General features: G+C 74.5%; 17 protein-coding genes. 7 read left to right on the top strand and 10 right to left on the bottom strand.

All coding sequences use genetic code 11. The annotated features are described in order from the left end of the window. The first annotated feature begins 12 nt into the window (after positions 1–12). A complete protein-coding gene (locus JQX11_RS23205; RefSeq protein WP_204927079.1) occupies positions 13–717 on the top strand; it encodes a hypothetical protein in 705 nt (234 codons plus the stop codon). 48 nt (positions 718–765) lie between these two features. On the opposite strand, the gene folE is transcribed toward JQX11_RS23205, so the two are convergent. From folE to JQX11_RS23185, 4 genes are all read right to left on the bottom strand, one after another. Beyond that, positions 766–1,428: a GTP cyclohydrolase I FolE gene (folE, locus tag JQX11_RS23200; protein WP_204927152.1), complete on the bottom strand. Its 663-nt coding sequence runs from the start codon at positions 1,426–1,428 to the stop codon at positions 766–768. A 35-nt stretch (positions 1,429–1,463) separates the two neighbouring features. After that, positions 1,464–3,470 carry an ATP-dependent zinc metalloprotease FtsH gene (ftsH, locus tag JQX11_RS23195; protein WP_204927078.1) on the bottom strand — a complete coding sequence of 669 codons (2,007 nt, stop codon included), beginning with the start codon at positions 3,468–3,470 and terminating at the stop codon, positions 1,464–1,466. A gap of 432 nt (positions 3,471–3,902) precedes the next feature. Continuing rightward, positions 3,903–4,478: a hypoxanthine phosphoribosyltransferase gene (hpt, locus tag JQX11_RS23190; RefSeq protein ID WP_067302270.1), complete on the bottom strand. Its 576-nt coding sequence runs from the start codon at positions 4,476–4,478 to the stop codon at positions 3,903–3,905. Positions 4,479–4,577: 99 nt separating this feature from the next. After that, entirely contained in the window at positions 4,578–4,715 is a 138-nt protein-coding gene (locus tag JQX11_RS23185; protein ID WP_204927077.1) for a hypothetical protein, read from the bottom strand. Positions 4,716–4,865: 150 nt separating this feature from the next. On the opposite strand from JQX11_RS23185, the gene JQX11_RS23180 reads away from it, so the two are divergent. Then, positions 4,866–5,828, top strand: a complete 963-nt coding sequence (locus tag JQX11_RS23180; protein ID WP_204927076.1) for a GlxA family transcriptional regulator — start codon at positions 4,866–4,868, stop codon at positions 5,826–5,828. Positions 5,829–5,856: 28 nt separating this feature from the next. Here the strand turns inward: JQX11_RS23180 and JQX11_RS23175 are convergent, their stop codons facing one another. From JQX11_RS23175 to dacB, 4 genes are all read right to left on the bottom strand, one after another. Beyond that, positions 5,857–7,485: a gamma-glutamyltransferase family protein gene (locus JQX11_RS23175; RefSeq protein ID WP_204927075.1), complete on the bottom strand. Its 1,629-nt coding sequence runs from the start codon at positions 7,483–7,485 to the stop codon at positions 5,857–5,859. 218 nt (positions 7,486–7,703) lie between these two features. Continuing rightward, positions 7,704–8,726: a tRNA lysidine(34) synthetase TilS gene (tilS, locus tag JQX11_RS23170; RefSeq protein WP_307826319.1), complete on the bottom strand. Its 1,023-nt coding sequence runs from the start codon at positions 8,724–8,726 to the stop codon at positions 7,704–7,706. Positions 8,727–8,934: 208 nt separating this feature from the next. After that, positions 8,935–10,002 carry an Rv3626c family coenzyme F420 biosynthesis-associated protein gene (locus tag JQX11_RS23165; protein ID WP_204927074.1) on the bottom strand — a complete coding sequence of 356 codons (1,068 nt, stop codon included), beginning with the start codon at positions 10,000–10,002 and terminating at the stop codon, positions 8,935–8,937. Positions 10,003–10,129: 127 nt separating this feature from the next. Next, the gene (gene dacB, locus JQX11_RS23160; protein WP_307826318.1) at positions 10,130–11,557 is read right to left on the bottom strand and encodes a D-alanyl-D-alanine carboxypeptidase/D-alanyl-D-alanine endopeptidase; all 1,428 of its coding nucleotides are present in this window, start codon (positions 11,555–11,557) and stop codon (positions 10,130–10,132) included. Between the two features lie 606 nt (positions 11,558–12,163). Between dacB and JQX11_RS23155 the strand changes: the two genes are divergently transcribed. Then, positions 12,164–12,670: an inorganic diphosphatase gene (locus JQX11_RS23155; protein WP_204927072.1), complete on the top strand. Its 507-nt coding sequence runs from the start codon at positions 12,164–12,166 to the stop codon at positions 12,668–12,670. An 82-nt stretch (positions 12,671–12,752) separates the two neighbouring features. Here JQX11_RS23155 and eccD read toward each other — a convergent pair whose 3' ends face one another. Then, entirely contained in the window at positions 12,753–14,153 is a 1,401-nt protein-coding gene (gene eccD / locus JQX11_RS23150) for a type VII secretion integral membrane protein EccD (protein WP_204927071.1), read from the bottom strand. A 102-nt stretch (positions 14,154–14,255) separates the two neighbouring features. On the opposite strand from eccD, the gene eccCa reads away from it, so the two are divergent. From eccCa to JQX11_RS23130, 4 genes are all read left to right on the top strand, one after another. Then, positions 14,256–18,236 (top strand): type VII secretion protein EccCa, encoded by a 3,981-nt coding sequence (eccCa, locus tag JQX11_RS23145; protein WP_204927070.1) that lies wholly within the window; start codon positions 14,256–14,258, stop codon positions 18,234–18,236. Between the two features lie 75 nt (positions 18,237–18,311). Continuing rightward, the gene (gene mycP, locus JQX11_RS23140; protein WP_204927069.1) at positions 18,312–19,667 is read left to right on the top strand and encodes a type VII secretion-associated serine protease mycosin; all 1,356 of its coding nucleotides are present in this window, start codon (positions 18,312–18,314) and stop codon (positions 19,665–19,667) included. Between the two features lie 40 nt (positions 19,668–19,707). Further along, positions 19,708–20,496 (top strand): phosphatase PAP2 family protein, encoded by a 789-nt coding sequence (locus tag JQX11_RS23135; protein ID WP_204927068.1) that lies wholly within the window; start codon positions 19,708–19,710, stop codon positions 20,494–20,496. Positions 20,497–20,525: 29 nt separating this feature from the next. Continuing rightward, positions 20,526–21,251, top strand: coding sequence for a phosphatase PAP2 family protein (locus JQX11_RS23130; RefSeq protein WP_204927067.1), 726 nt, complete (start codon positions 20,526–20,528; stop codon positions 21,249–21,251). A 59-nt stretch (positions 21,252–21,310) separates the two neighbouring features. On the opposite strand, the gene JQX11_RS23125 is transcribed toward JQX11_RS23130, so the two are convergent. Continuing rightward, a complete protein-coding gene (locus JQX11_RS23125; RefSeq protein ID WP_088643850.1) occupies positions 21,311–22,489 on the bottom strand; it encodes a MarP family serine protease in 1,179 nt (392 codons plus the stop codon). Positions 22,490–22,513: the final 24 nt, after the last annotated feature.

Raw genomic sequence — 22,513 nt, 5'->3', positions numbered from 1 at the left:
GGAGCCTCGGCCGTGAGCATCGACGACGCCGTGACGGTGGCTCCGGTCCGACAGCGGGCCGGGGGCGAGCCGACCCCATCGGTGGCCGCCGCCTGGACCGACTACCTGGCCGCCGCCCGTCAGCTCGACGGGGTACGCCGGGGCGCGGCGACGGCAGCCGCCGCGCAGGCCCGGGCGGTGGAGGCGGCACGCGCCGAGTTGACCGAGGTACGCGCCCGCTTGACGCCGCAGCAGACCCGGCTGCGCGAGCTGGGCGTACCGGCGATCTCGCTGACCCCGACGCCACCGGAACTGGCCGAGGCGACCCGGGCGATGGCGGGTGGCCCGGCGGCGGTGTTGGCGGGCCTGCGCAAGGCGCAGGGCTGGGCGGAGGGTGCCGACGCGGCGCTGGCGGCGCGCGGTTCGCTGCGGCCGGCGGCCTGGCCGCCCCGGTTGCGCAACCTCCTGGTGTACGGTCCGCTGGCGCTGGTCGTGCCCCTGGTGCAGCTGCTGCTCCTGATGACCCTCGGCACCGGACCGGTGGTCGTGGCGGCGCTGCTGGTGGGTCTGCCGATGCCGGCGGCGGCGTTCGCGGCGGGCTGGGTGGGGGTGGGTCGGTTGTTCCCGCCGGGGCCGGACGGCCGGTGGGACCGTACGCCCCGACTGGGGCTGCTGACCTGCCTGATCCCGGCGGTGGTGACCGCCGCCGGGATCACGCTGGCGCTGCTGGCCGGTTGACCGCGCCGCCCCACGCGTCACGGCTCAGCGGCTCAGCGGCTCAGCGGCTCAGCGGGGAATGATCAGGGACATCGCCTCGGCGCGGGACTTCGCGTCGTGCTGGAGCACGCCCCGCACGGCCGAGGTGATGGTCTTGGCACCGGACTTCTGGATGCCGCGCATCGCCATGCACATGTGCTCGCAGTCCAGTATCACGATGACGCCACGCGGTTGCAGCTTGCTCATCAGCAGGTCGGCGATCTGCGAGGTCAGCCGTTCCTGCACCTGCGGACGGCGGGCGAAGACCTCGACCAGCCGGGCCAGCTTGGACAGGCCGGTGATCCGGCCGTCGGGGCCGGGGATGTAGCCGATGTGCGCGCTGCCCCGGAACGGCAGCAGGTGGTGTTCGCAGAGGCTCATCACGTCGATGTCCCGGACGAGCACCAACTCTTCGTGGTTGGCCTCGAAGGTGGTGCTGAGCACCTGGGACGGGTCGACCCGCAGGCCGGCGAAGAGTTCGGCGTACGCGCGGGCCACCCGGGCCGGGGTCTGCTGGAGGCCGTCGCGGTCGGGGTCCTCGCCGACCGCGATGAGGATCTCGCGGACCGCCTTCTCGATCCGGCCGAGGTCCATGGTGTCCTCGATCGGGCGACCGTTGAGCTTGCCGCTGATCAGCCGGGCGGCGACGTAGTCCAACGTCTCGTCACCGGGCTCGGTGGACGAGGCGGCCAGCCCCGGGTTGTCGGGGCTGGCCGCGGCGTCGGTGTTCAGTGCAGACCGTCCGAGTTGTTCGTGGCCCCGCCGACGGAGATGCCGTCGGCGGTCGCCTGCGCCTTGAGCTTCTCCTTCTCGGCCGGAGTGAGCACCGGCGGCTCGGTGGAGGGCAGGCGCTTGCCGAAGCCGTTGTACGGGGCCATCGGCGGGCGCTTGACCACCCGGGAGCAGATCCGGGCCATGTCGGCGGTGGAGAGGGTCTCCTTCTCCATCAGCTCCAGGACCATGTTGTCCAGGACGTCCCGGTATTCCACCAGGATCTCCCAGGCCTCGTCGTGGGCCAGCTCGATCAGGGCCCGCATCTCGCCGTCGATCTCGGCGGCGACCGAGTCGGAGTAGTCCCGTTCATGGCCCATGTTGCGGCCGAGGAACGGCTCGTCCCCGCTGGTGCCGTACTTGATCGCGCCGAGCTTCGAGCTCATGCCGTACTGCGTGATCATCGCGCGGGCCAACTGGGTGGCCTTCTCGATGTCGTTGCCGGCTCCGGTGGTGGGCTCGTGGAAGACGAGTTCCTCGGCGGCCCGGCCACCCAGGGCGTACGCCAGGGTGTCGATCATCTCGGCCCGGGTCTGGGTGTACTTGTCCTCGGTCGGCAGAACCAGGGTGTGCCCCAGCGAGCGACCCCGGGACAGGATGGTCACCTTGTGCACCGGCGCGGCGTGCGGCAGCGCCCAGGCGACCAGCGCGTGCCCACCCTCGTGGTACGCGGTGATCTTCTTCTCCTGGTCGCTCATCACCCGGGTCCGACGCTGCGGCCCGGCGATCACCCGGTCGATCGACTCCTCGAGCGAGTCGTTGGTGATCGCCCGCTGTTCCTTGCGGGCGGTGAGCAGCGCCGACTCGTTGATCACATTGGCCAGGTCGGCACCGGAGAAGCCGGGGGTACGCCGGGCGACCGCGTCGAGGTCGACGTCGGGCGTGAACGGCTTGCCCTTGGCGTGCACCCGCAGGATCGCCTTGCGGCCCTCCATGTCGGGGGCGTCGACGGGGATCTGCCTGTCGAACCGGCCCGGACGCAGCAGCGCCGGGTCGAGGATGTCCGGCCGGTTGGTGGCGGCGATCAGGATGACCCCGCCCTTGGTGTCGAAGCCGTCCATCTCGACGAGCAGCTGGTTGAGGGTCTGCTCCCGCTCGTCGTGGCCGCCGCCCATGCCGGCGCCACGGTGCCGGCCGACGGCGTCGATCTCGTCGACGAAGACGATCGCCGGGGCGTTCGTCTTGGCCTGCTCGAAGAGGTCGCGGACCCGGCTCGCGCCGACACCGACGAACATCTCGACGAAGTCGGAGCCGGAGATCGAGTAGAACGGCACCCCGGCCTCGCCGGCGACGGCGCGGGCCAGCAGCGTCTTACCGGTACCGGGCGGACCGAAGAGCAGCACGCCCTTCGGGATCTTGGCACCCAGGGCCTGGTACTTCGCCGGGTTCTGGAGGAAGTCCTTGATCTCGTGGAGTTCCTCCACCGCCTCCTCGGCCCCGGCGACGTCCGCGAAGGTCGTCTTCGGGGTGTCCTTGGTGATCATCTTCGCCTTGGACTTGCCGAAGTTGAGCACCCGGGAGCCGCCGCCCTGCATCTGCGACATGAAGAACAGCAGCAGGAGCACGAGCAGCGCGATCGGCAGCAGGTTGACCAGCAGGCTCACCCAGATGCTGTCGGAGGACACCTTGGCGTCCGCCGGGCCGGTGACCCGGTTGGCCGCCTTGGCCGCCAGCACCTCGTTCCAGACCTGCTCGCCGGCCTGGTAGGGGAACTGGGCCTCGATCCGGTCGGTCGTGGTGTCGCCGAACTTGGTCTTCTCGGCCAGGTTGAGCTGGAGCGTCTGCTCCTTGTCCTGGAAGACGACCTTGTTGATCTTGGCGGTGTGCAGTTGGTCGAGCGCAACGGAAGTGTCCACCCGGTGGTAACTGGGACCAGCGGTGAACAGCTGACTGAGCACAACGGCGCCGAGGATGACCAGGATGATCCAGACCACCGGTCGGCGGAAGAAACGCGTACGTTCCATGCTGTTGTCGAGCGCCGGAGCGCCCGCATCCTCCTGATCGACGTCCTGACCGTCTGAATGGTGTCGCCGCCGGGGGCGGCGTCGAGCCGCCGTGCGGGCCGGCCTCGACCCCGAGGCGCGCGAACTGCCGCACCGCGGTCATTCGACGGTACACCGTGCACGCGAGGAGCGAGCTTGCGAGCCCCGCAGTCGGGCACATTCATAGCCCTCCTGCACGCGAGGAGCGAGCTTGCGAGCCCCGCAGTTACGCGTACGGCGAACCGGGTTTCGGCCGGCGTGACGGGGAACGTGCGCACCGGCTCCGTCGACCGCCCGGTCACGCGGGTCGGGGTGCCGGACGCGGAGATGTCCCACGCCACCGGCACCCACGGTAGTCGGATTGCCTGGGAGCCCGCTGAACGTCCGCTCGATGACGACCGATACGGGCGCAGTTCAGGCGCGGGCGTAGACCTCGGGCTTGAGCACCCCGACGTAGGGCAGCTCGCGGTAGCGCTCGCCGAAGTCGAGGCCGTAGCCCACGACGAACTCGGTGGGGATGTCGAAGCCGACGTACTTGACGGGCACCGTGACCTTCACCGCGTCGGGCTTGCGGAACAGGGCCACCACCTCGACACTGGCGGCCGACCGGGACTCCAGGTAGCGCAGCAGCCAGGACAGGGTCAGGCCGGAGTCGACGATGTCCTCGACCACCACCACGTGCCGGCCGGCGATGTCCCGGTCGAGGTCCTTGAGGATGCGCACCACGCCGGAGGAGGTGGTGCCCTGGCCGTACGAGGAGATGGCCATGAAGTCCAGCTCGACGGGCGGACCCTGCCGGCCCAGCGCGCGGGCGAAGTCGGCCATGAACATGACCGCGCCCTTGAGGACGCAGACGAGCAGCAGTCCGTCGGTGACCCCGGCGTAGTCCGCCGAGACCTGCTTGGCCAGCTCCGCCGTCTTCTCGCGGATCTGCGCCTCAGAAATGATCACGTGATCGATGTCGGCGTCGTACCAGGAGCCGTCAGCCATGCTCCTAGCCTGCCGTACGCCGGAGGGCCCGCGTCGGCGGGGCCGCCCCTTCTGGCGCGGTCCCGCCCCGAATTTTCCGGCACAACGGAATCAATCACCTCAGCAGGCGCGGGATCGCCAGCGGCGGCCCTCCTCGGTGGGCTTCCAGTCGGCCGAGTCGCGGGTGTCGGCGGTCAGGCCGAACGCCGAGGCGGCGGTCAGCGCGGCGAGGAAGAGCAGGAACAACAGGAACTGCATGGCGGCGCTCGCTTTCTCGCGATCTGGGTGGTTTTCGCCGCCGGTGCGCACCGGACTCATCCCAGTTTCCGCCAGTGGTCCGGGCCGGGACAGTGGCAGTCATGCCAGGTACCCTCGATTTCCTGCCACCTTTCCGGTTACCCTCGTCACATGATTCGATCGGTGGCCGTCATCGCGTTGGACCAGGTGGCCGTCTTCGAGCTGGGCGTGCTCACCGAGGTCTTCGGCACCGACCGCACCGACGACGACTTCCCCGGCTACCGGTTCACCGTCTGCACCGCCGACGGCGACCCGGTCCGTACCGCCTCCGGGTTCGGGCTCACCCCGCACGCCGACCTCGCCCCGGTCGACGACGCCGACCTGGTCGCCGTGCCCGCGTACACCCAGGGGGGTGAGGTGCCCGAGGCGGTGCTCGCCGCGCTGCGCCGCGCCGCCGACCGGGGGGCGTACGTGTTCAGCGTCTGCTCGGCGGCGTTCGTGCTCGGCGCGGCCGGCCTGCTCGACGGCCGGGAGTGCACCACCCACTGGAAGTACGCCGACGAGCTGCAACGCCGGCACCCCTCGGCCCGGGTCCGGTGCAACAGCCTCTACGTGGCCGACGGCCCGGTGCTGACCAGCGCCGGCACCGCCGCCGGCATCGACGCCTGCCTGCACCTGGTGCGCCAGGAACACGGCTCGGTCACCGCCACCCGGCTGGCCCGGCGGATGGTGGTCCCCCCGCACCGCGACGGCGGCCAGTCCCAGTACGTCGAGGCGCCGATCCCGGCCACTCCCGACGCGCCCACCCTCGAACCGGTGCTGAGCTGGCTGGTGGGGCACCTGGACCGGCCGACCACCGTGGACGAGCTGGCGGCCCGCGCCGGCATGTCGCCACGGACCTTCGCCCGCCGGTTCCGGGCCGAGACCGGCACCACCCCGCACGACTGGTTGACCAACCAGCGGGTGCTGCTGGCCCGCCGGCTGCTGGAGGAGACCCGGCTGAGCGTGGAGAGCGTCGCCGGCCGCTCGGGTTTCCCCGATGCCGCCGCCCTGCGCCACCACTTCGCCCGCCGGGTCGGCACCACCCCGCAGGGCTACCGCACCACCTTCCGCGACCGCGTCCCCACCGCCTGAGCCGCCGCCCCGGGGGCCGCGCCGGGGATCAGTAGCCCAGCGCCGCGCCGTCGACCCGGGGCTCCGCGCCGACCACCCAGCCGCCGGCCGGGGCCCGCCACAGCGCCTGGCCGTACCCGAAGACGGACGGCTCGTCGGCGACGGTGACCTCGTGGCCCCGGGCGCGCAACCCCGCGACCAGGCCGGGCTCGGCCGCCAGCGCCGGCTCGACCAGCAGGGTCCGGCCGGCATGCCAGTACCAGCGGGGGGCGTCGAGGGCGGCCTGCGGATCGCGGCCGTCGTCGACGGTCGCGGCGACCAACTGGACGTGCCCCTGCGGCTGCATGTGCCCGCCCATCACCCCGAACGGGCCGACCGGTGCGCCGTCGCGGGTCAGGAAACCCGGGATGATCGTGTGGAAAGGACGCTTGGCCGGCCCCACCAGGTTGGGGTGACCCGGGTCGAGCCGGAAACCGGTACCCCGGTTCTGCAGGGCGAAGCCGTGGCCGGGCAGCACCACCCGGGAACCGAACCCCAGGTAGGTGGACTGGATCAGGCTGACCATCAGCCCGCCCGCGTCGGCCGTGCAGAGGTAGACGGTGCCGCCCCGCTCGGGCGTGCCGGCCACCGGGTCGCCGGCCCGGCCGGTGAGCAGCGCCCGCCGCGCCGCCAGGTAGCCCGGGTCGAGCAGGCCGGCGGTCGGCACCTCGGCGCGTTCCGGGTCGGCCACGTGGGCGTGCGCGTCGGCGAAGCCGAGCTTGACCGCCTCCACCTGCCGGTGCACCCGGTCCACCGGGTCGACGCCCGGGTCGAGGCCGTCCAGGACGCCCAGCGCCAGCAACGCCGCCAGCCCCTGCCCCGGCGGCGGCAGCTCCCACACCTCGTGCCCCCGGTAGCGGACGCTGACCGGGTCGACCCAGGTCGAGGTGTGCGCGGCCAGGTCGGCGGCGGTGAGCAGGCCACCGGTACGGGCGGCGTGCCCGTCCAGCGCCGCCGCGATCGCGCCCCGGTAGAAGTCCTCCGCGCCGGTGGCGGCGATCAGCCGCAGCGTCCGGGCCGCCGCCGGGTTGCGCCAGCGTTCGCCGGGTCGGGGCGCCCGGCCGGCCACCGTGAAGACCCGCTCGAACTCGGTGAACTCGGCACCCGCCGGCACCGGTTGTGCCAGTGCCCGGGCCCAGGTGGCGGCGGTGCCGGTGGAGACCGGATGGCCGTGTTCGGCGTACCCGACCGCGTCGGTGAACAGGTCGGCGAAGGGCAGCACGCCGAACCGGTCGTGCAGGTCCCGCCAGCCGGCCGGCGCTCCGGGCACCGTCACCGGCAGCCAGCCCCGGGCGGGCATCGCCGGGCCGGACGCCTGCGCGCCACCGAGCGCCGCCACCGGTTCCGCCGCAACCCCGCCGGTGGCGGCCAGCACCACCTCCCGGGTCAACCCGGCCGGTGACCGCCCGGCGGCGGCGAGACCGTGCAGCCGGTCGCCGTCCCAGACCATGGCGAACAGGTCACCACCGATGTCGTTGGACGGCGGCTGCACCACGGTCAACGTGATCGCGGTCGCCAGTGCCGCGTCGACGGCGTTGCCGCCGCGCCGCAGCACGGCCAGGCCCGCCGCCGCCGCGAGCGGATGGCTGGTCGAGACGGCACCGTGCGGGGCGAACAGGGCACTGCGGGGGTACGCCATCAGCCCTGTCTACCGCACCACCCCAACCCACCCCCACGGGCACGCGGCCACGCCGCTACGCGCGCGCCTCGGCGCTCGGCGCATTATGATCAGATTGCGAAAATGGAGACGACACGCCGGCCCGAATGCTCAAAAACGCAATCTGATCACTCCCCCGCCCCCGGCCACCCTGCCTGAGGCGCACTCAGCCAGCCAACGGGTCCCCCACTCAGGCGTGCTCAGCCGACGGGCAGCAGCCGGCCGCCCCGACGGCCGACGCGTACCCCGCCGGGCAGCGCCGTCGCACCCTGCCCCCGCCAGGCGGTGACCAGCGCGTCCAGCGCGTCCACGTGCCGGTGGGAGAGCGCACCGGGTGGGGCCCCCAACTCCCGCGCCCAGGCGTGCAGCACCCGGCTGCGGACCGCCCCCGGCAACCCGGCCAGCGCCACGACGGACAAGCCCCCACCGTCCCGCAGGAGAGGCCGGTCGACTGCTGCCCCGTCGGATGGGGGTGGCGGGGTGGCGAGGGCGGCGGCGGCCAGGTCGTCCAGGGCGGCGGTGTCGGCGGCGAGCAGTCGGGCTGTCCGGGCCAGGTTGTCCAAGACCCCCGCGCCGAGGGCGGTGACCAGGGCCGGCAGCACGTCGGCGCGGACCCGGGCCCGCGCGTATGACGGATCGGTGTTGTGCGGGTCCTGCCACGGGGTCAGGCCCGATGCCGCGCACGCGTCGCGGGTCTGTGCCCGGGTGACGTCGAGCAGGGGGCGCAGCAGCTGCACCCCGGCCAGGTCCCGCCGGGCCGGCATCCCGGCCAGCCCACGCGGGCCGGCCCCCCGGGCGAGCGCCAACAGCACCGTCTCGGCCTGGTCGTCGCGGGTGTGTCCGAGCAGGATGGCACTGGCCCGGTGCCGGCGGGCGGCGTCCGAGAGCGCCTGGTAGCGGGCCTGCCGGGCGGCCGCCTCGGGGCCCCCCGGCCGGCCGGCCACCGTCACCGGCACCGCCTCGACCGGATCGAACCCGACGCTCGCAGCCCAGTCGGCGACGGCGGCGGCGCGTTCGGCCGACCCGGTCTGCAACCCGTGGTCAACGGTCACCAGAGCGGCCCGCCGCCCGAGCCGGGACGTCACGAAGGCGGTGGCGACGGCGAGGGCGAGAGAGTCCGGCCCGCCCGAGCAGGCCACCAGCACCGGCCCATCGGCGGGCAACCCGGCCAGGGCACGGCGTACCGCGACCCGGAGGGCGGCCACCGACGGCGCGAGGGCCACCCTGGACGGGGCACCGCGAACGTGCCGTCCGGCCCCGGTCGGTTCGCCGCAACTGGTTGCGCCCACCGGCGCGGCACCGCTCTGCCCGACCACCGGGTCGACGGAGCTGGGCCCGGTCACCGGGTCGGCGGGGCTGGGCCCGGTCACCGGGTCGGCGGGGCTGGGCCCGGTCACCGGGTCGGCGGGGCTGGGCCGGCCGGCCACCGGGTCAGCCGGCGGTCGGGGTGGCACCGGCCGGGCCGTGCACCCGGGCCACCCAGGCTGCCGGGTCGCCCAGCTCGTCGAGCCGGGGCAGGGTCAGCGGCGAACCGAAGATCTTGTTGAAGCCGGGCATGCCGACCTGCTCGACCACGCCGTGCACGAACTTGCGGCCCTCGGCGTACTGGCGCATCTTGACGTCCACGCCGAGCAGCCGGCGGATCGCCTTCTCCAGCGGGTTGCCCGTCTCACGGCGGCGGTTGAAACCCGCCCGGATCCGCTCCACGCTGGGGATGACCTGCGGGCCGACGCCGTCCATCACGAACTCGGCGTGCCCCTCGAGCAGGGTCATCAGCGCGGTGAGCCGGTCCAGCACGGCCCGCTGTGCCGGGGTCTGCACGATGTCCAGCACGCTGGTGCGGCTGTCCGGGTCGCGGACCGCGTCGGAGAGGGTGGAGACCCCCCGGCGCAGCCGCTCGACCAGGTGCTCGGTGCCCTGCGAGGCGTCCACGAACGCCTGCACCTCACCGAGGAAGTACGCCCGCATCCACGGCACGGCGGTGAACTGGGTGCGGTGGGTGACCTCGTGCAGGCACACCCAGAGCCGGAAGTCGCGCGGGTCGGCACCGAGCTTGCGTTCCACCTCGACGATGTTCGGCGCGACCAGCAGCAGTTGCCCCGGATCGGCTGAGAAGACCTCGTACTGGCCGAGCACCCGGCCGGAGAGGTACGCCAGCACGGTGCCGGCCTGCACCCCGGTGAGCCGGGAGCCGACCGCCTCGGTGAGCGCGCCGGGCGGCTTGTCGCCGGAGAGCCGGCTGACCAGGGGCGTGATCACCTCACGCAGGCCGGCGATGTTGGTGGCCGCCCAGTCGCGCCGGTCCACCACCCGCACCGGCGGATGGCTCACCTGCGGGCGCAGCCCCGTGTAGTCGGCGACGTGCCCGGCCGCCTCGTCGGTGAGCCGGCGCAGATCGCCGACCACCCCGGTCGCCTCCGCGTACGACACGCGGGGGCCCGACTTGCTCAGCGCCCCAGCGGTGGCGGCGGCCAGATCCCAGTCCACGAACTGCGCCATGCCACCCACCGTACCCGCGCCGCGACACCCCGGCCGGTTGCCCGCGTCCGGGCCACCGGCGGCGGGGCCGACGCGTCCCGCCGGCCCGGGCGGTCCGCGCCCACCGGGGCAGGTCGGGTGCCGCCGCTCAGCGGCAGCCGCAGCCGGCCAGCGCGCCGGCGATCCGGTCCAGTGCCGCCCGGGTGACCTCCGGGTCGCCGGCCGGGGCCTGGTCGGTGAGCACCGCGAACGTGAGCAGCCGGCCGTCGCGGGTGGTGACCAGGCCGGCGATGGCGTGCACCCCGGTCAGGGTGCCGGTCTTGGCCCGGACCACGCCGGCTCCGGCGGCGGTCTCCGGCGACTCGTAGCGGGTGCCGAGGGTGCCCGACCAGGCGGCCACCGGGAGACCGCCGAAGATCGCGGTCAACTCCGGGTGGGTTCCGTTGCCGGCCACCGCGATCAGGTCGGTGAGCAGCGACGGGCTGATCCGGTTGCTGCGGGACAGCCCGCTGCCGTCGGCGAGGCTGATCTCGTCGGCCGGCAGTCCCAGCTCGCCGATCACCTCGTCCATCGCCGCCGCGCCACCGGCGAAGGACGCCTGCTGGTTGCGGGCCAGGGCGACCTGGCGGGCCAGGGCCTCGGCGATCACGTTGTCGCTGTCGGTGATCATGATGTCGACCAGCCGGACCATCGGCAACGACTCGACCTTGCCCAGTTCGGTGCCGGGCGCGGGTGTGCCGGCCGCCGTCGCGCTACCGGCCGCCGGGGCGGTGCCCCGGACCACCCCGCCCTGGGGCAGGCCGAGCAGCCGGGCGAAGGAACGGCCGGCGGCCAGGTCGGGCTCGGCGTACCGGGTGGCCGCACCGTGGCTGTCGGCGAAGTTCTTCCGCGCCCCCACCGGGTCCCGGCGCGCGCCGTCGGTCATCAGCGCGGTGATCGACGCGCCGAATCCGCCGGTCGGGATGTCCGCGTCCCAGCCGGGACCGTGGACAGGGCCGGGGAAGAGCGTGGAGTCGACCACCACCCGGGTCGGGGTGGTGCCGCCGAGGGCCTGCTTGACCTGCGCGGCGAGCGCGTCGAGGCGGGCCGCGCCGGGGTAGAAGCCGTTTTTGTCCACGGCCAGCGTCGGGTCGCCGCCGCCGACCAGCACCACCTCGCCCGGGCTCGCCCCGGCCACCGCCCGGGTGGCGATCCGGTGCCCGGGGCCCCGCGCCTTCAGCACGGTCACCCCGGTGGCGAGCTTGGTGACCGAGGCGGGCACGGTGGCGTCGTCGCCGCCCTTGGCGTACAGCGATTCGCCGGTGACCACGTCGGCCACCGACACGTTGACCCGGCTGCCCAGGGCGGCGGCGGTGGTCAGTGGCTCCACTGCGGCGCGTACCCCGGCCGGGGCCGGCTCCGGTGCGGTGCCGTCGGGGCCGGCGAGCACCGGGGACGGGTCGGGCTCGGGCGGTCGCGCGGTGGGCGACGGGGTGCTGTCCGCCCTGCCCAGCCAGCCGGCGACCGGGCCCGGCCGGAGCACCGCCGCCGCTCCGGCGAGACCCACCAGCAGCACGACGACCAGCAGCGCCGGCACCCACCGCCGACGCCGACGCGGTGGACCGGCGGGCGGTGGCGGGCCACCGTCCGGCGGCGCGGAGCCGGGACGGGCCGACGGCTCCGGACGGGCCGGCGGCGACGCCACGACCGGGTGGGTGGCGACCGGGGCCGAGCCCCGGTGCGGAGGGACCGTCGCGGAGCCGGACGCCGGAGTGGCCGGCGCGGCAGACGCCGGGGCGGCACCGGACGGGGGCGACACCGGGGCGGACCCGACGGCCGGTCGGCCCTCGGTCGCGGACGGTGGACGCCAGGCCGGCGGTGGCGGATGCTCACCGGACCGGCCGGTGACCGGCGGTTCGGGCGTCGACTCGGGGCGACGGGGGACGTTCGCGTCGGGCACCGAGACCCGACCGGTGGCACCGCCGGTCACGGACCGGCCCGATCCCCGGCCGTCAACCCCCTCCGGGCGGTAGTGTGAATCTTCCCTCCCCACGACCCCCTCCTCCCGCCGCCGAACTCGCCTGGGTGACACTACTTCGGTCCGAAGACTATGCGGCGTCCGGAGCCGACGGGTGGCCATTCATCCGTACCGGGCGTCAGTGGTTCCGTTCAGCCAGCGTGGGCAGACGAGGGAGCGTGGGAGATGGATTTCGACGTCACGGTTGAGATCCCGAAGGGTCACCGCAACAAGTACGAGGTGGACCACGCGACGGGCCGGATCCGGCTGGACCGCACCCTGTTCACGTCGACCCAGTACCCGGCCGACTACGGCTTCATCGAGGGCACCCTCGGCGAGGACGGCGACCCGCTGGACGCGCTGGTGCTGGTCCCCGAGCCGACCTTCCCGGGCTGCCTGATCCGCTGCCGCACCATCGGCATGTTCCGGATGACCGACGAGAAGGGCGGCGACGACAAGGTCCTCTGCGTCCCCTACGAGGACCCGCGTCAGGAGCACCTGCGCGACATCCACCACCTGGGCGAGTTCGACCGGCTGGAGATCCAGCACTTCTTCGAGGTCTACAAGGACCTCGAACCGGGCAAGTCGGTCGAGGGCGCGACCTGGGTCGGCCGGGTCGAGGCCGAGGCCGAGGTGCTGGCGTCCTACCAGCGGGCCCGCGACGCCGAGGCGCAGGGCGGCACCGCGCACTGACCGGCTCACCGCGAGCGGCCCGGACCGGACGGTCCGGGCCTTCGTCGTCGCCCGACCGGCCGCGGGTCCCGGTCGGCGGCGGTCAACCCAGCAGGCCCCGGGCCGCGTCGTAGAGGTCCAGCACCGCGCAGGCCACCGGCACCACCGCCACCACCAGCGCGGTGTCGGTCAGGTCGGCCACCCGACCGAGGTACGGCGAGACCGGCCGCCGGGCGTACGTCGTACCGGCGGCGACGGCGAGCAGGGCGACGACCAGCCCGCCCCCGCTCAACGCCAGCAGCCCGGGGACACCGGGCCGGCCGGCGAGCACCGCCCCGAGCACCGCGAACCCGGCCAGGCCGGCCGTGACCGGGGGTACCCGGTGCCGGACGGCCACGAACAGCCGGGACCGCAGCAGCAGCACCCCCGCGCCGACGGCCACCAGCACCCGCCCGGCGGGCCCACCGTCGGCGGCGAGCACCAGCGCGGCGGCCACCACCGCGACCGCGTGCCCGAGCAGCATCCCGGTCAGCATCTCCTCGCTGCGGGCCACCGCCGCGTGCACCCGGGCCCGGTCCGGCAGGTCCCGTACGCCGTCCGGGCCACCCGTCGGGCCGGCCGGCAGGGTGATCGGTGGCAGCGGCACCTTGCCCAGCCGGATCGCCAGCAGCGGCAGCGCCCCCAGGACGAAGACCATGACGCAGAGCAGCACGGCGGCGGTGCCGGCCGGGTCGAGCAGCAGCCCGCCCAGACCGGCGAGCCCGCCCACCGCTCCCGCCGTCGCACCGGCCACGAAGACCCGCAGCCGGGTGGCCACGCCGAGCAGGCCCAGCACGGCGGCCAGGAGCAGCGCCACCGCACCGGCGAGCAGCTCGGGTGCGCCGAGCCAGGGCAGTGGCCGCAACACCCCCACCGGGTCGCCCGAGCTGACCGCGAGCGCGCCCGCCGCGGCGGCGTACGGCAGGGCGTAGCCGCCGAGGGTGGCCCCGGTGGGGCCGTCACCCCACGCCCGGGAGGCGGTGGTGCCGGCGAGGGTGAGCAGCAGCGCCACCACACCCGCGGCGGGCCAGGCGGCGGGCTGTCCCGGCCCGGCGGCCAGCACGGCGAGCAGCCCCACGGCGAGCGGGACGCCCGCACCGGCCAGCACGGCCGCCCGGGTCGTCGCCGCCGACCAGGCCGCCCCCCGGCGACGCGCGCCGTCGGCGATGGCCTCGACCACGTCGTCGTACTCCAGTTCGGGCCACTGGTCGTGGGCGGGCACCAGGTGCAGCACCTCGCCGTCGCGTACCCCCTGCGGCAGCAGCGGCTGCGCGGTCACCAGCACCGCCCCGTCGGTGCGCCGCAGCACCCAGCCGCCGTGCCGCTCGCCGTCGTCGGCCAGCCCCTCCCCGGCGTGCCGGAGCACCTCGGGCAGCAGCTCGGCCAGGGGGACCTGCTCCGGCAGGGCCACGTCGACGCGTCGCCCCGGCGCGCTGATGGTGACCCTGGCCAGCCCGATGGTCATCGACTGGACTCCATATCGATAGGCGGTGGCGGCTGACGGACGACGCGCACTTTACCTACGATGAGCCAGGTTCGGGTTACCGAGCGCCACAGGGAGGTGGATTTGTCCACTGTCGTCATCAGGCGGCCACCGCGTCGGCCCGCCCCGGAGATCCCGGTCGGCGAGCTGCCCGTGGAGGGTCCGCCGGAGATCCCGGTGGTCACCGGCGGACGCTGGCAGCAGGCGCTGATGGTGCTGCCGATGCTGGGCGGCACGGTGGCGATGGCGATGATGTTCGGTCGCGGTGGCGGCGCCTACTCGTACGTGGTGGGCGGGATGTTCGGGCTCTCCTCGGTGGCGATGCTGATGACCTCCTGGGGCAGCGCCTCGGGCAGCCCGGGGAAGTCGGAGATGATGGCCGCCCGCCGGGAGTACCTGCGGCACCTGACCACCCTGCGGCGGCGGGTCCGGCAGACCGCCCGGCAGCAGCGGGCCGGGCTGTACTACCGGCATCCCGACCCGGAGCGGCTCTGGTCGACGGTGGACAGTCACCGGGTCTGGGAACGCCGCCCCGGCGACCCGGACTTCGGCGTGGTGCGGGTCGCCGTCGGTCCGCAGACGCTGGCCACCCCGCTGGTGCCGCCGGTCACCCGACCGCTGGAGGAGCTGGAGCCGATGACCGCGGGGGCGCTGCGGCGCTTCCTCGACGCGTACTCGGTGGTGCCGGACCTGCCGGTGGCGCTGTCGCTGCGCAGCTTCGCCCGGGTCTTCGTCCGGGGCGGGCAGCCGGGCGGCGCGGTCGGGCCGGGCGGGGGTGCGGCGGAGAGCGGCACCGGGTCGCCCGACGCGCAGGCGCTGGCCCGCGCGATGCTCGTCCAGCTCGCCGTCTTCCACGCCCCCGACGAGCTGCTCGTCGCCGTCTGCGCCGGCCCGGAACGGCGTCGGCACTGGGAGTGGGTGAAGTGGCTGCCGCACGCCCACCACCCGAGCAGGGTCGACGCGCTGGGCCCCGTCCGGCTGGTCACCAGCTCCGCCGTCGACCTGGAACGGCTCCTCGGCGACGTGCTGGCCAGCCGGTCCCGGTTCAGCCCGGCCGGACCGGCCACCGACGGCCCGCACGTGGTGGTGCTCCTCGACGGCGGTGACCTGACCGACGCCACCGAACTGACCGGCGACGGCGGCATCGACGCGGTGACCGTGCTCGACCTGGACACCCCGGCACCGCGCCTGCTGGACCGGTTCGCCCTGCTGCTGGAGGTCCGCGCCGGACGGCTGCACTCCTGGTCGGCCGAGGGGCACGCCGAGGTGGGCACCGCCGACCGGCTGGACGTGGTCGACGCGGAGGCGGTCGCCCGGCGGCTCGCCCCGCTGCGGCTCGCCGCCGTCGCCCGGGGCACCGAGGCCGCCCCCGGGGCCGAACCCGGCCTCCCCGAGCTGCTCGGGCTGGGCGACCCGGAGGGGTTCACCGCCGACCAGGGCTGGCTGCCCCGCTCGCCCCGGGACCGGCTGCGGGTGCCGATCGGGGTCGGCCCGGACGGCGGCGCGGTCGAGCTGGACCTCAAGGAGTCGGCGCAGGACGGGATGGGCCCGCACGGGCTGCTGATCGGGGCGACCGGCTCCGGCAAGTCGGAGCTGCTGCGCACCCTGGTCCTGGCGTTGGCCGCCACGCACAGCTCGGAGCAGCTCAACTTCGTCCTGGTCGACTTCAAGGGCGGGGCCACCTTCGCCTCCTTCGACCGGCTGCCGCACACCGCCGCCGTGATCACCAACCTGGTCGACGCGCTGCCGCTTGTCGACCGGATGGTGGACGCCATCAACGGTGAGCTGATGCGCCGCCAGGAGCTGCTGCGCCGGGCCGGCAACTTCGCCAGCCTGCGTGACTACGAGCGGGCCCGGGCGGCCGGCGCGCCACTGGCCCCGCTGCCGTCGCTGCTGCTGGTCTGCGACGAGTTCTCCGAGCTGCTGTCCGCCAAGCCCGACTTCATCGACCTGTTCGTGCAGATCGGCCGGCTGGGCCGGTCACTCGGCGTGCACCTGCTGCTGGCCAGCCAGCGGCTGGAGGAGGGGCGGCTGCGCGGGCTGGACACCCACCTGTCGTACCGGATCGGGTTGCGGACCTTCTCGGCGCTGGAGTCCCGCACGGTGCTCGGGGTGCCGGACGCGCACGAGCTGCCCCGCTCCCCCGGGCACGGCTTCCTGCGCGCCGGCACCGACCCGCTGGTCCGGTTCCGGGCCGCGTACGTCTCCGGTCCGCTGCGGCGCCACGGCGGCCCGGCCGGGGGCGGGGCCGGTGGGGCGGCCCGGCTGCTCACCTTCTCCACCCATCTGGTGCCGGTGCCCGAGCCGGCCGCCCCGGTCACTCCACCGGTCGTCGGGGACGAGGCGGGAAGCCTGCTCGACACGCTGGTCGGCCGGTTGGCCGGGCAGGGGCCGCCGGCGCACCAGGTGTGGCTGCCGCCGCTGGACCGGGCGCCCACCCTGGACGAGCTGCTCGGCCCGCCCGGCGTCGACCCCGACCGGGGTCTGGGCTTCGCCAGCCCGGAGCTGCACGGCGGCCTCCAGGTGCCGGTTGCGGTGGTCGACAAGCCGTACGAGCAGCGCCGCGACGTGCTGTGGTTGGCGCTGGGCGGGTCGGCCGGGCACGTGGCCGTGGTCGGCGCGCCGCAGAGCGGCAAGTCGCACGCGTTGCGGACGCTGGTCTGCGCGCTGGCGCTCACCCACACGCCGGCCGAGGCGCAGGTCTACTGCCTGGACTTCGGCGGCGGCGGGTTGACCGCGCTGCGGGAGCTGCCGCACGTGGGCGGGGTCGCCGGCCGGGCCGACCCGACGGTGGTCCGGCGTACGGTCGGGGAGATCGCCACCCTGCTCGCCGAGCGGGAACGCCGCTTCACCGAGCTGGGCGTGGAGTCGGTGGCGGCGTGGCGCGAGCGGCGGCGGGAGCTGGCCGTCGCCGGTCAGCCCCCCGTCGACCCGTTCGGTGACGTGTTCCTCGTCGTCGACGGCTGGGCCACCCTGCGCGGCGAGTACGACGACCTGGAACCCCTGATCACCGACCTGGCCACCCGGGGCCTGTCGTACGGGGTGCACGTGGTGGCGAGTGCCGTGCGCTGGCTGGATTTCCGGCCCGGCATCCGGGACCTGTTCGGGTCCCGGTTGGAGCTGCGCCTGGGTGACCCGTCCGACTCGGTGGTGAAGCGGGTGGCGGCGGCCGGCGTGCCGGAGCAGCCGGGACGGGGGATCACCGCGCAGAGCCTGCACTTCCTCACCGCCCTGCCGCAGCTCACCGGCGGGGACACGGCAGATCTGGTCAAGGCGGTCGCGGGGGCCTGGTCGGGGCCGCCCGCCCCCCGGGTGCGGCTGCTCCCCCCGGTGCTGCCCTACGCCGACCTGGACACCACCGCCGGCACCGGGCTGGCGTTCCCGGTCGGGATCGCCGAGGCGGACCTGCGCCCGGTGCTGCTCGACTTCGCCACCGAGCCGCACTTCGTGGTCTTCGGCGACGCCGAGTGCGGCAAGTCGTCGTTCCTGCGGGCGCTGGCCACCTCGATCGTCACGCGGTTCACCCCGGAGCAGGCCCGGGTGATCCTGGTCGACTACCGGCGCAGCCTGCTCGGCACGGTCGAGACCGACCACCTGATCGGATACGGCACGGCGGCGGCGCACACCACCGAGCTGATCGAGTCGGTCGCCGGCTACATGCGCGGCCGGCTACCCGGCCCGGAGGTCACCCCGGCCCAGTTGCGGGACCGTTCCTGGTGGTCCGGTCCCGAGTTGTTCATCCTGGTCGACGACTACGACCTGGTGGCCAGCGGCCCGGCGAACCCGCTGCGCGGGCTGGAGGAGCACCTGCCCCAGGCCCGCGACGTCGGCCTGCACCTGGTGCTGGCCCGGCGCTGTGGTGGCGCGGGCCGGTCCCAGTACGAGCCGGTGGTGCAGCGGCTGCGGGAGTTGTCCACCGCCGGGCTGGTGATGAGCGGCAGCCCCGACGAGGGGCAGCTCGTCGGCGCGGTCCGTCCCGGCCCGCTGCCGGCGGGGCGTGGTCGGCTGGTCACCCGACGCGAGGGTGTCCGCCTCGTTCAACTGGCTCATCTTCCGCCACCGTGATCCTGGTGTGCCGGAACGTGCCGTGTCGGCAGCCGGAACCGGTAATCTCCGAGCAGCATGTGTCCCACGTGACGAATGGCTGACGATGTGACCAGGGTTCGGCAGGGCTCCCCGACGGCGCTGCACCGGTTCGCCGGGCGGGCGCTGCTCGGTGTCGCGGCGACCACCGTCACCGTGCTCGGCACGGCCCCGCCTCCCGCGTCCGCCGCGCCCCCGTCGTCGTCCACCCTGGTCGGGACGCGGGCCGGCAGTCCGCTGGCCGAGCCCGACTTCGCCCCGGCCCAGGCGCGTGCCGACCGGGTCCGCGACGACCAGTTCCAGCTCGACGAGTTGAACGCGGCCACCGCCTGGCGTACCTCGACCGGGCGTGGCGTCACGGTGGCGGTGATCGACTCCGGGGTGGACGGCAACCACCCCGACCTGGTCGGTCAGGTGCTGCCCGGCATGGACCTGGTCTCTCCGGGCGGCGGTGGGGAGCCGGACCCGGTGGGGCACGGCACGACGGTGGCCAGCCTGATCGCCGGGCGGGGAGACGACCGGCGGGGCGTGGTCGGGCTCGCGCCGGACGCGCGCATCCTGCCCGTGCGGGTGCTCGACGACGAGAACCGGTACGACGACGCGATGATCGTCGCCAAGGGCGTGCGCTGGGCGGTCGACAACGGCGCCCGGGTGATCAACCTGTCCCTGGGCGGCAGCGGCGACAGCCCGGCCCTGGCCGCCGCGCTGGACTACGCGTTCGCCCGGGATGTGGTGGTGGTGGCCTGCACCGGCAACGTCGCCACGTCCACCACCTCGAAGGTCTGGTACCCGGCCCGGGAGCCGGGCGTGATCGCGGTGGCCGGTCTGGAACGCGACAGCGAGAACCTCTGGTCCGGTTCGATCACCGGTCACGCCACCACGTTGACCGCACCGGCGACCGGCCTGGTCGGGGCCCGCCCGCCGAGCAACTACTGGGGCGTGCAGGGCACCAGCTTCGCCGCGCCGCTGGTGACGGCGACCGCCGCCCTGGTCCGCGCCCGCTACCCGGACATGTCCGCCGGGGACGTGGTGAACCGGCTGCTGAGCACCGCGAAGGACATCGGGCCAGTCGGCCGGGACGACCGTTTCGGGTACGGCCTGGTCGACCCGGTGGCCGCGCTCACCGCCGACGTACCGCTGATCGGCCACAACCCGCTGGACGACAACGACTCCCCCGGGGTGGTCGGGTTCGGGCCGGCCCCCGGCTCCGCCGAGGACGCCCGCGATGGTGGCACCGGCAGCGACCCGCTCGGGTTCACCGCGCCCCGCCAGCAGACCCGGTGGACGGCACAGCCCGCCGGTGGCGCCGACGAGGACGCCCCCCGTCGGTTGTGGACGGGTGTCGCCGTCGTGGCGGCCCTGGTCACCGGGTTCGCGATGATGGTCCGCCGGTTCCGGCTGCGGGGTCACTAACCGGGCCTGATCGTGGGTCCGGGTGGGTAGAGCAGGTCGCATGAGTGCCTCCGGTCGGCGTACCTCCGTATCCCCGTCGGGCCGGTCCTGGCGGGACCGCCGCCTGGACCGGGACCATTCGCTCGGGTTGCGGCTGACCCTGACGTCGGCGGCGGCGTTCCTGGTGCTGGTGCCGTTCTCGCTGCTGGCGGTGCTGGTGGTCGGGGCCTGGCCGCCGCTGCACGACCTGGACGCGGCGGTCACCGACGCCCTGCACCGGTTCGCCGCCGACCATCCGCTGTGGGTGCGGGCGATGACGGCCTGGACGCACCTGGCCTCGCCGGGGCCGCTGCGGGTGGCCGCGCTGGTCGTGGTGGTGTGGCTGTGGCGTCGCGGGGCCAGCCGGCTGGCGCTCTGGGTGGTCACCACGATGGTCGTCGGCGGGGCGCTGGGGGCGGTGCTGAAGCTCCTCGTCGGCCGGGACCGCCCGGAGCTGCTCGATCCGGTGGCGCGGGCCGCCGGGTACTCCTTCCCGTCCGGGCACGCGCTGAACGCGACCCTCGCGGCGGGGGTGCTGCTGCTGGTGTTCCTGCCGTTCACCCGGGGTCGTCCGGCGGCCCGGGTGGCGCTGTGGACGGTGGCCGTGCTGCTGGTCGGGGTGACCTGCCTGAGCCGGGTGGCGCTGGGCGTGCACTGGGCCAGCGACGTGCTCGCCGGCTGTCTGCTGGGGGTGGCGGTGGTGGCGGCCACCGCGGCGGCGTTCCGTACCTGGCGGGAGCGGGTCGGGCTGCCGGCCGGCCGGGCCACGGTCGACGGGGTGGCGCCGGAGCAGACCGACCCGCACGCGTAGCGGCCCTGCGGTCCGGGTACTGGGCGGCCATGTCCGCCATCGCTGCGCAGGTCGCCAAGCGGGTGCTCCTTCCGGTGACCCTGCTGCTCTCGTTCATGGTCCTGCTCGGGCTGCTGGTGACCCGGGTCCTCGACGACGTCTGGCCGTTCACCGTGGAGGACGCGGTCAACCGCGAGCTGGCGGCCGACCGGACCGGGGGGTGGAACGACGTCTCGCTGGTGTTCAGCACGCTGGCCAGCACCCAGTTGATCGTGGTGGTCACCGTGCTGGTGGCGCTGGTGCTCCGGCTGGTGCTGCACCGCTGGCGGGAGCCGCTGTTCCTGGGCGCGGCGGTGTCCGCCCAGGCGCTGGTCTTCCTGCTCACCACGATGGCGATCGACAGGCGTCGGCCGGCGGTGGAACACATGGACGTCTCCCCGCCGACGTCGAGTTTCCCGTCCGGGCACACCTCGGCGGCGGTCGCCCTCTATGTCGGCATCGCGCTGCTGCTGGCGCTGCGGGCGGGGAGCACCGCCGGCAAGGTGACCTGGTGGACGCTGCTGGTGCTGGTCCCGGTCGGGGTGGCGCTGACCCGGATGTACCGGGGGATGCACCACCCGAGCGACGTGGTGGCGTCCTTCGTCAACGGCGGCACCTGTGTGGCGATCATGGCGCGGGCGGTGCTCGACAGGTCGCTGACCTGGGGTCGGGCCAAGCTGCCCGGCCTCACCCCGGCCGGCGGTGACGCCCCGGCCACGGCGCCGGCCGGCGGCTGACCCCGCCGCGCCGGGGAGACGGCGCCCCGGCCCCGGCAGGTCGGGGCACGTCCGGGGGCTCAGGTGCAGTCGCCGGTGCCCACGCCCCGGGTACGCTCCGCGCCGGCGAGCGCCACCGGCCGGGCCTCCTCGGCGGTCACCGCGAAGCCGGTGTTCGGGTCGTCCGCCGCCGCCGCGAAGATCACCCCGAGCACCAGCCCGTTGGAGGAGACCAGCGGTCCGCCGGAGTTCCCGCTGCGGACCAGCGCCCGGATGGTGTAGATCTCCCGGTTGACCTTGCTGGCGTTGTAGATGTCCGGGCCCTCGATCCGGTCGACGTCACGGATGCGGGCCGGGCGGGCGTCGTACGGGCCGTCGAGCGGGAAGCCCAGCACGATCGCGTCCGCACCGCTGCCGGCCTGTCCGGCGGCGAAGCGCAGGGACGGACCGGGCAGCCCCGGCACGTGCAGCACGGCGAGGTCCCGGTCCGGGTCGTAGACGACGACCACGCCGTCGTACCGTTCGCCGCGCAGCTCGACGGCGACGGAGCGGGTGCCGGCGACGACGTGCGCGTTGGTCATCACCCGGTCGTCGGCGTAGACGAAACCGGAACCCTCGATCCGGCGCGAGCAGCTCGGCGCGGACCCGAGCACCTTCACCACCGCCCGCTGGCTGTTCGCCACCACCTGCGAGCCGGCCAGCGCCGGGTCCGGCGGGGCGACCTGCCGGGCCGAGGTACGCCCCAGCCCGTTGAAGACGTCGGGGAACCCGTTGGTGTCGACGGTGTCGCGCAGCGCCGTGGACAGCTCCTGGGCCTGGTCGGGCAGGACCCGGTCCACCACGGTCAGCAACGCGCTGTTCTTGACCGAGGCGGCCAGCCAGGGCAGCGACGAGGAACCCAGCGGCACGGCGACCAGCCAGGCCACCAGCATCACCGCGAGGATCGAGACGAACGCGCCGCCGATGTCGTCGGCCCGCTTGGCGACGTCGTTGGTGATCGTGCGGCGCAGGTGGGAGCCGAGCCAGCCGGCCAGCGCCTGACCGAGGACGGCGAGCCCGAAGACGGCGACCAGGCTGACCAGCACCCGCGTCCCGCTGTCGATGAACTGGCGGGCCAGCATCGGCCCGAGCTGAAGGCCGATGAGCGCGCCCAGGAAGAACCCGGAGAACGACAGCGCCCCGATGACGAAGCCCTGACGGTATCCGCTGATCGCGAACACGAGCATGAGCAGGAGCAGGACGAGATCCACGGCCGACACCGGTCAAGGGTACGTGCACCGGAC

Origin of the sequence: Micromonospora humida (genome assembly GCF_016901255.1) — a bacterium.
Lineage (GTDB): Bacteria > Actinomycetota > Actinomycetes > Mycobacteriales > Micromonosporaceae > Micromonospora > Micromonospora wenchangensis.
The sequence above is the reverse complement of the archived record's forward strand: the minus strand, read 5'-3'. Positions and strand labels throughout refer to the sequence as shown.

Bases quoted from the DNA above. Each gene is read 5' to 3' on its own strand.
- hpt (WP_067302270.1), bottom strand. From the start codon at position 4,478: ATGGCTGACGGCTCCTGGTACGACGCCGACATCGATCACGTGATCATT.
- JQX11_RS23180 (WP_204927076.1), top strand. From the start codon at position 4,866: ATGATTCGATCGGTGGCCGTCATCGCGTTGGACCAGGTGGCCGTCTTC.
- JQX11_RS23155 (WP_204927072.1), top strand. From the start codon at position 12,164: ATGGATTTCGACGTCACGGTTGAGATCCCGAAGGGTCACCGCAACAAG.
- mycP (WP_204927069.1), top strand. From the start codon at position 18,312: ATGGCTGACGATGTGACCAGGGTTCGGCAGGGCTCCCCGACGGCGCTG.
- JQX11_RS23175 (WP_204927075.1), bottom strand. From the start codon at position 7,485: ATGGCGTACCCCCGCAGTGCCCTGTTCGCCCCGCACGGTGCCGTCTCG.
- JQX11_RS23130 (WP_204927067.1), top strand. From the start codon at position 20,526: ATGTCCGCCATCGCTGCGCAGGTCGCCAAGCGGGTGCTCCTTCCGGTG.
- ftsH (WP_204927078.1), bottom strand. From the start codon at position 3,470: ATGGAACGTACGCGTTTCTTCCGCCGACCGGTGGTCTGGATCATCCTG.
- JQX11_RS23165 (WP_204927074.1), bottom strand. From the start codon at position 10,002: ATGGCGCAGTTCGTGGACTGGGATCTGGCCGCCGCCACCGCTGGGGCG.
- eccD (WP_204927071.1), bottom strand. From the start codon at position 14,153: ATGACCATCGGGCTGGCCAGGGTCACCATCAGCGCGCCGGGGCGACGC.
- JQX11_RS23135 (WP_204927068.1), top strand. From the start codon at position 19,708: ATGAGTGCCTCCGGTCGGCGTACCTCCGTATCCCCGTCGGGCCGGTCC.
- JQX11_RS23185 (WP_204927077.1), bottom strand. From the start codon at position 4,715: ATGCAGTTCCTGTTGTTCCTGCTCTTCCTCGCCGCGCTGACCGCCGCC.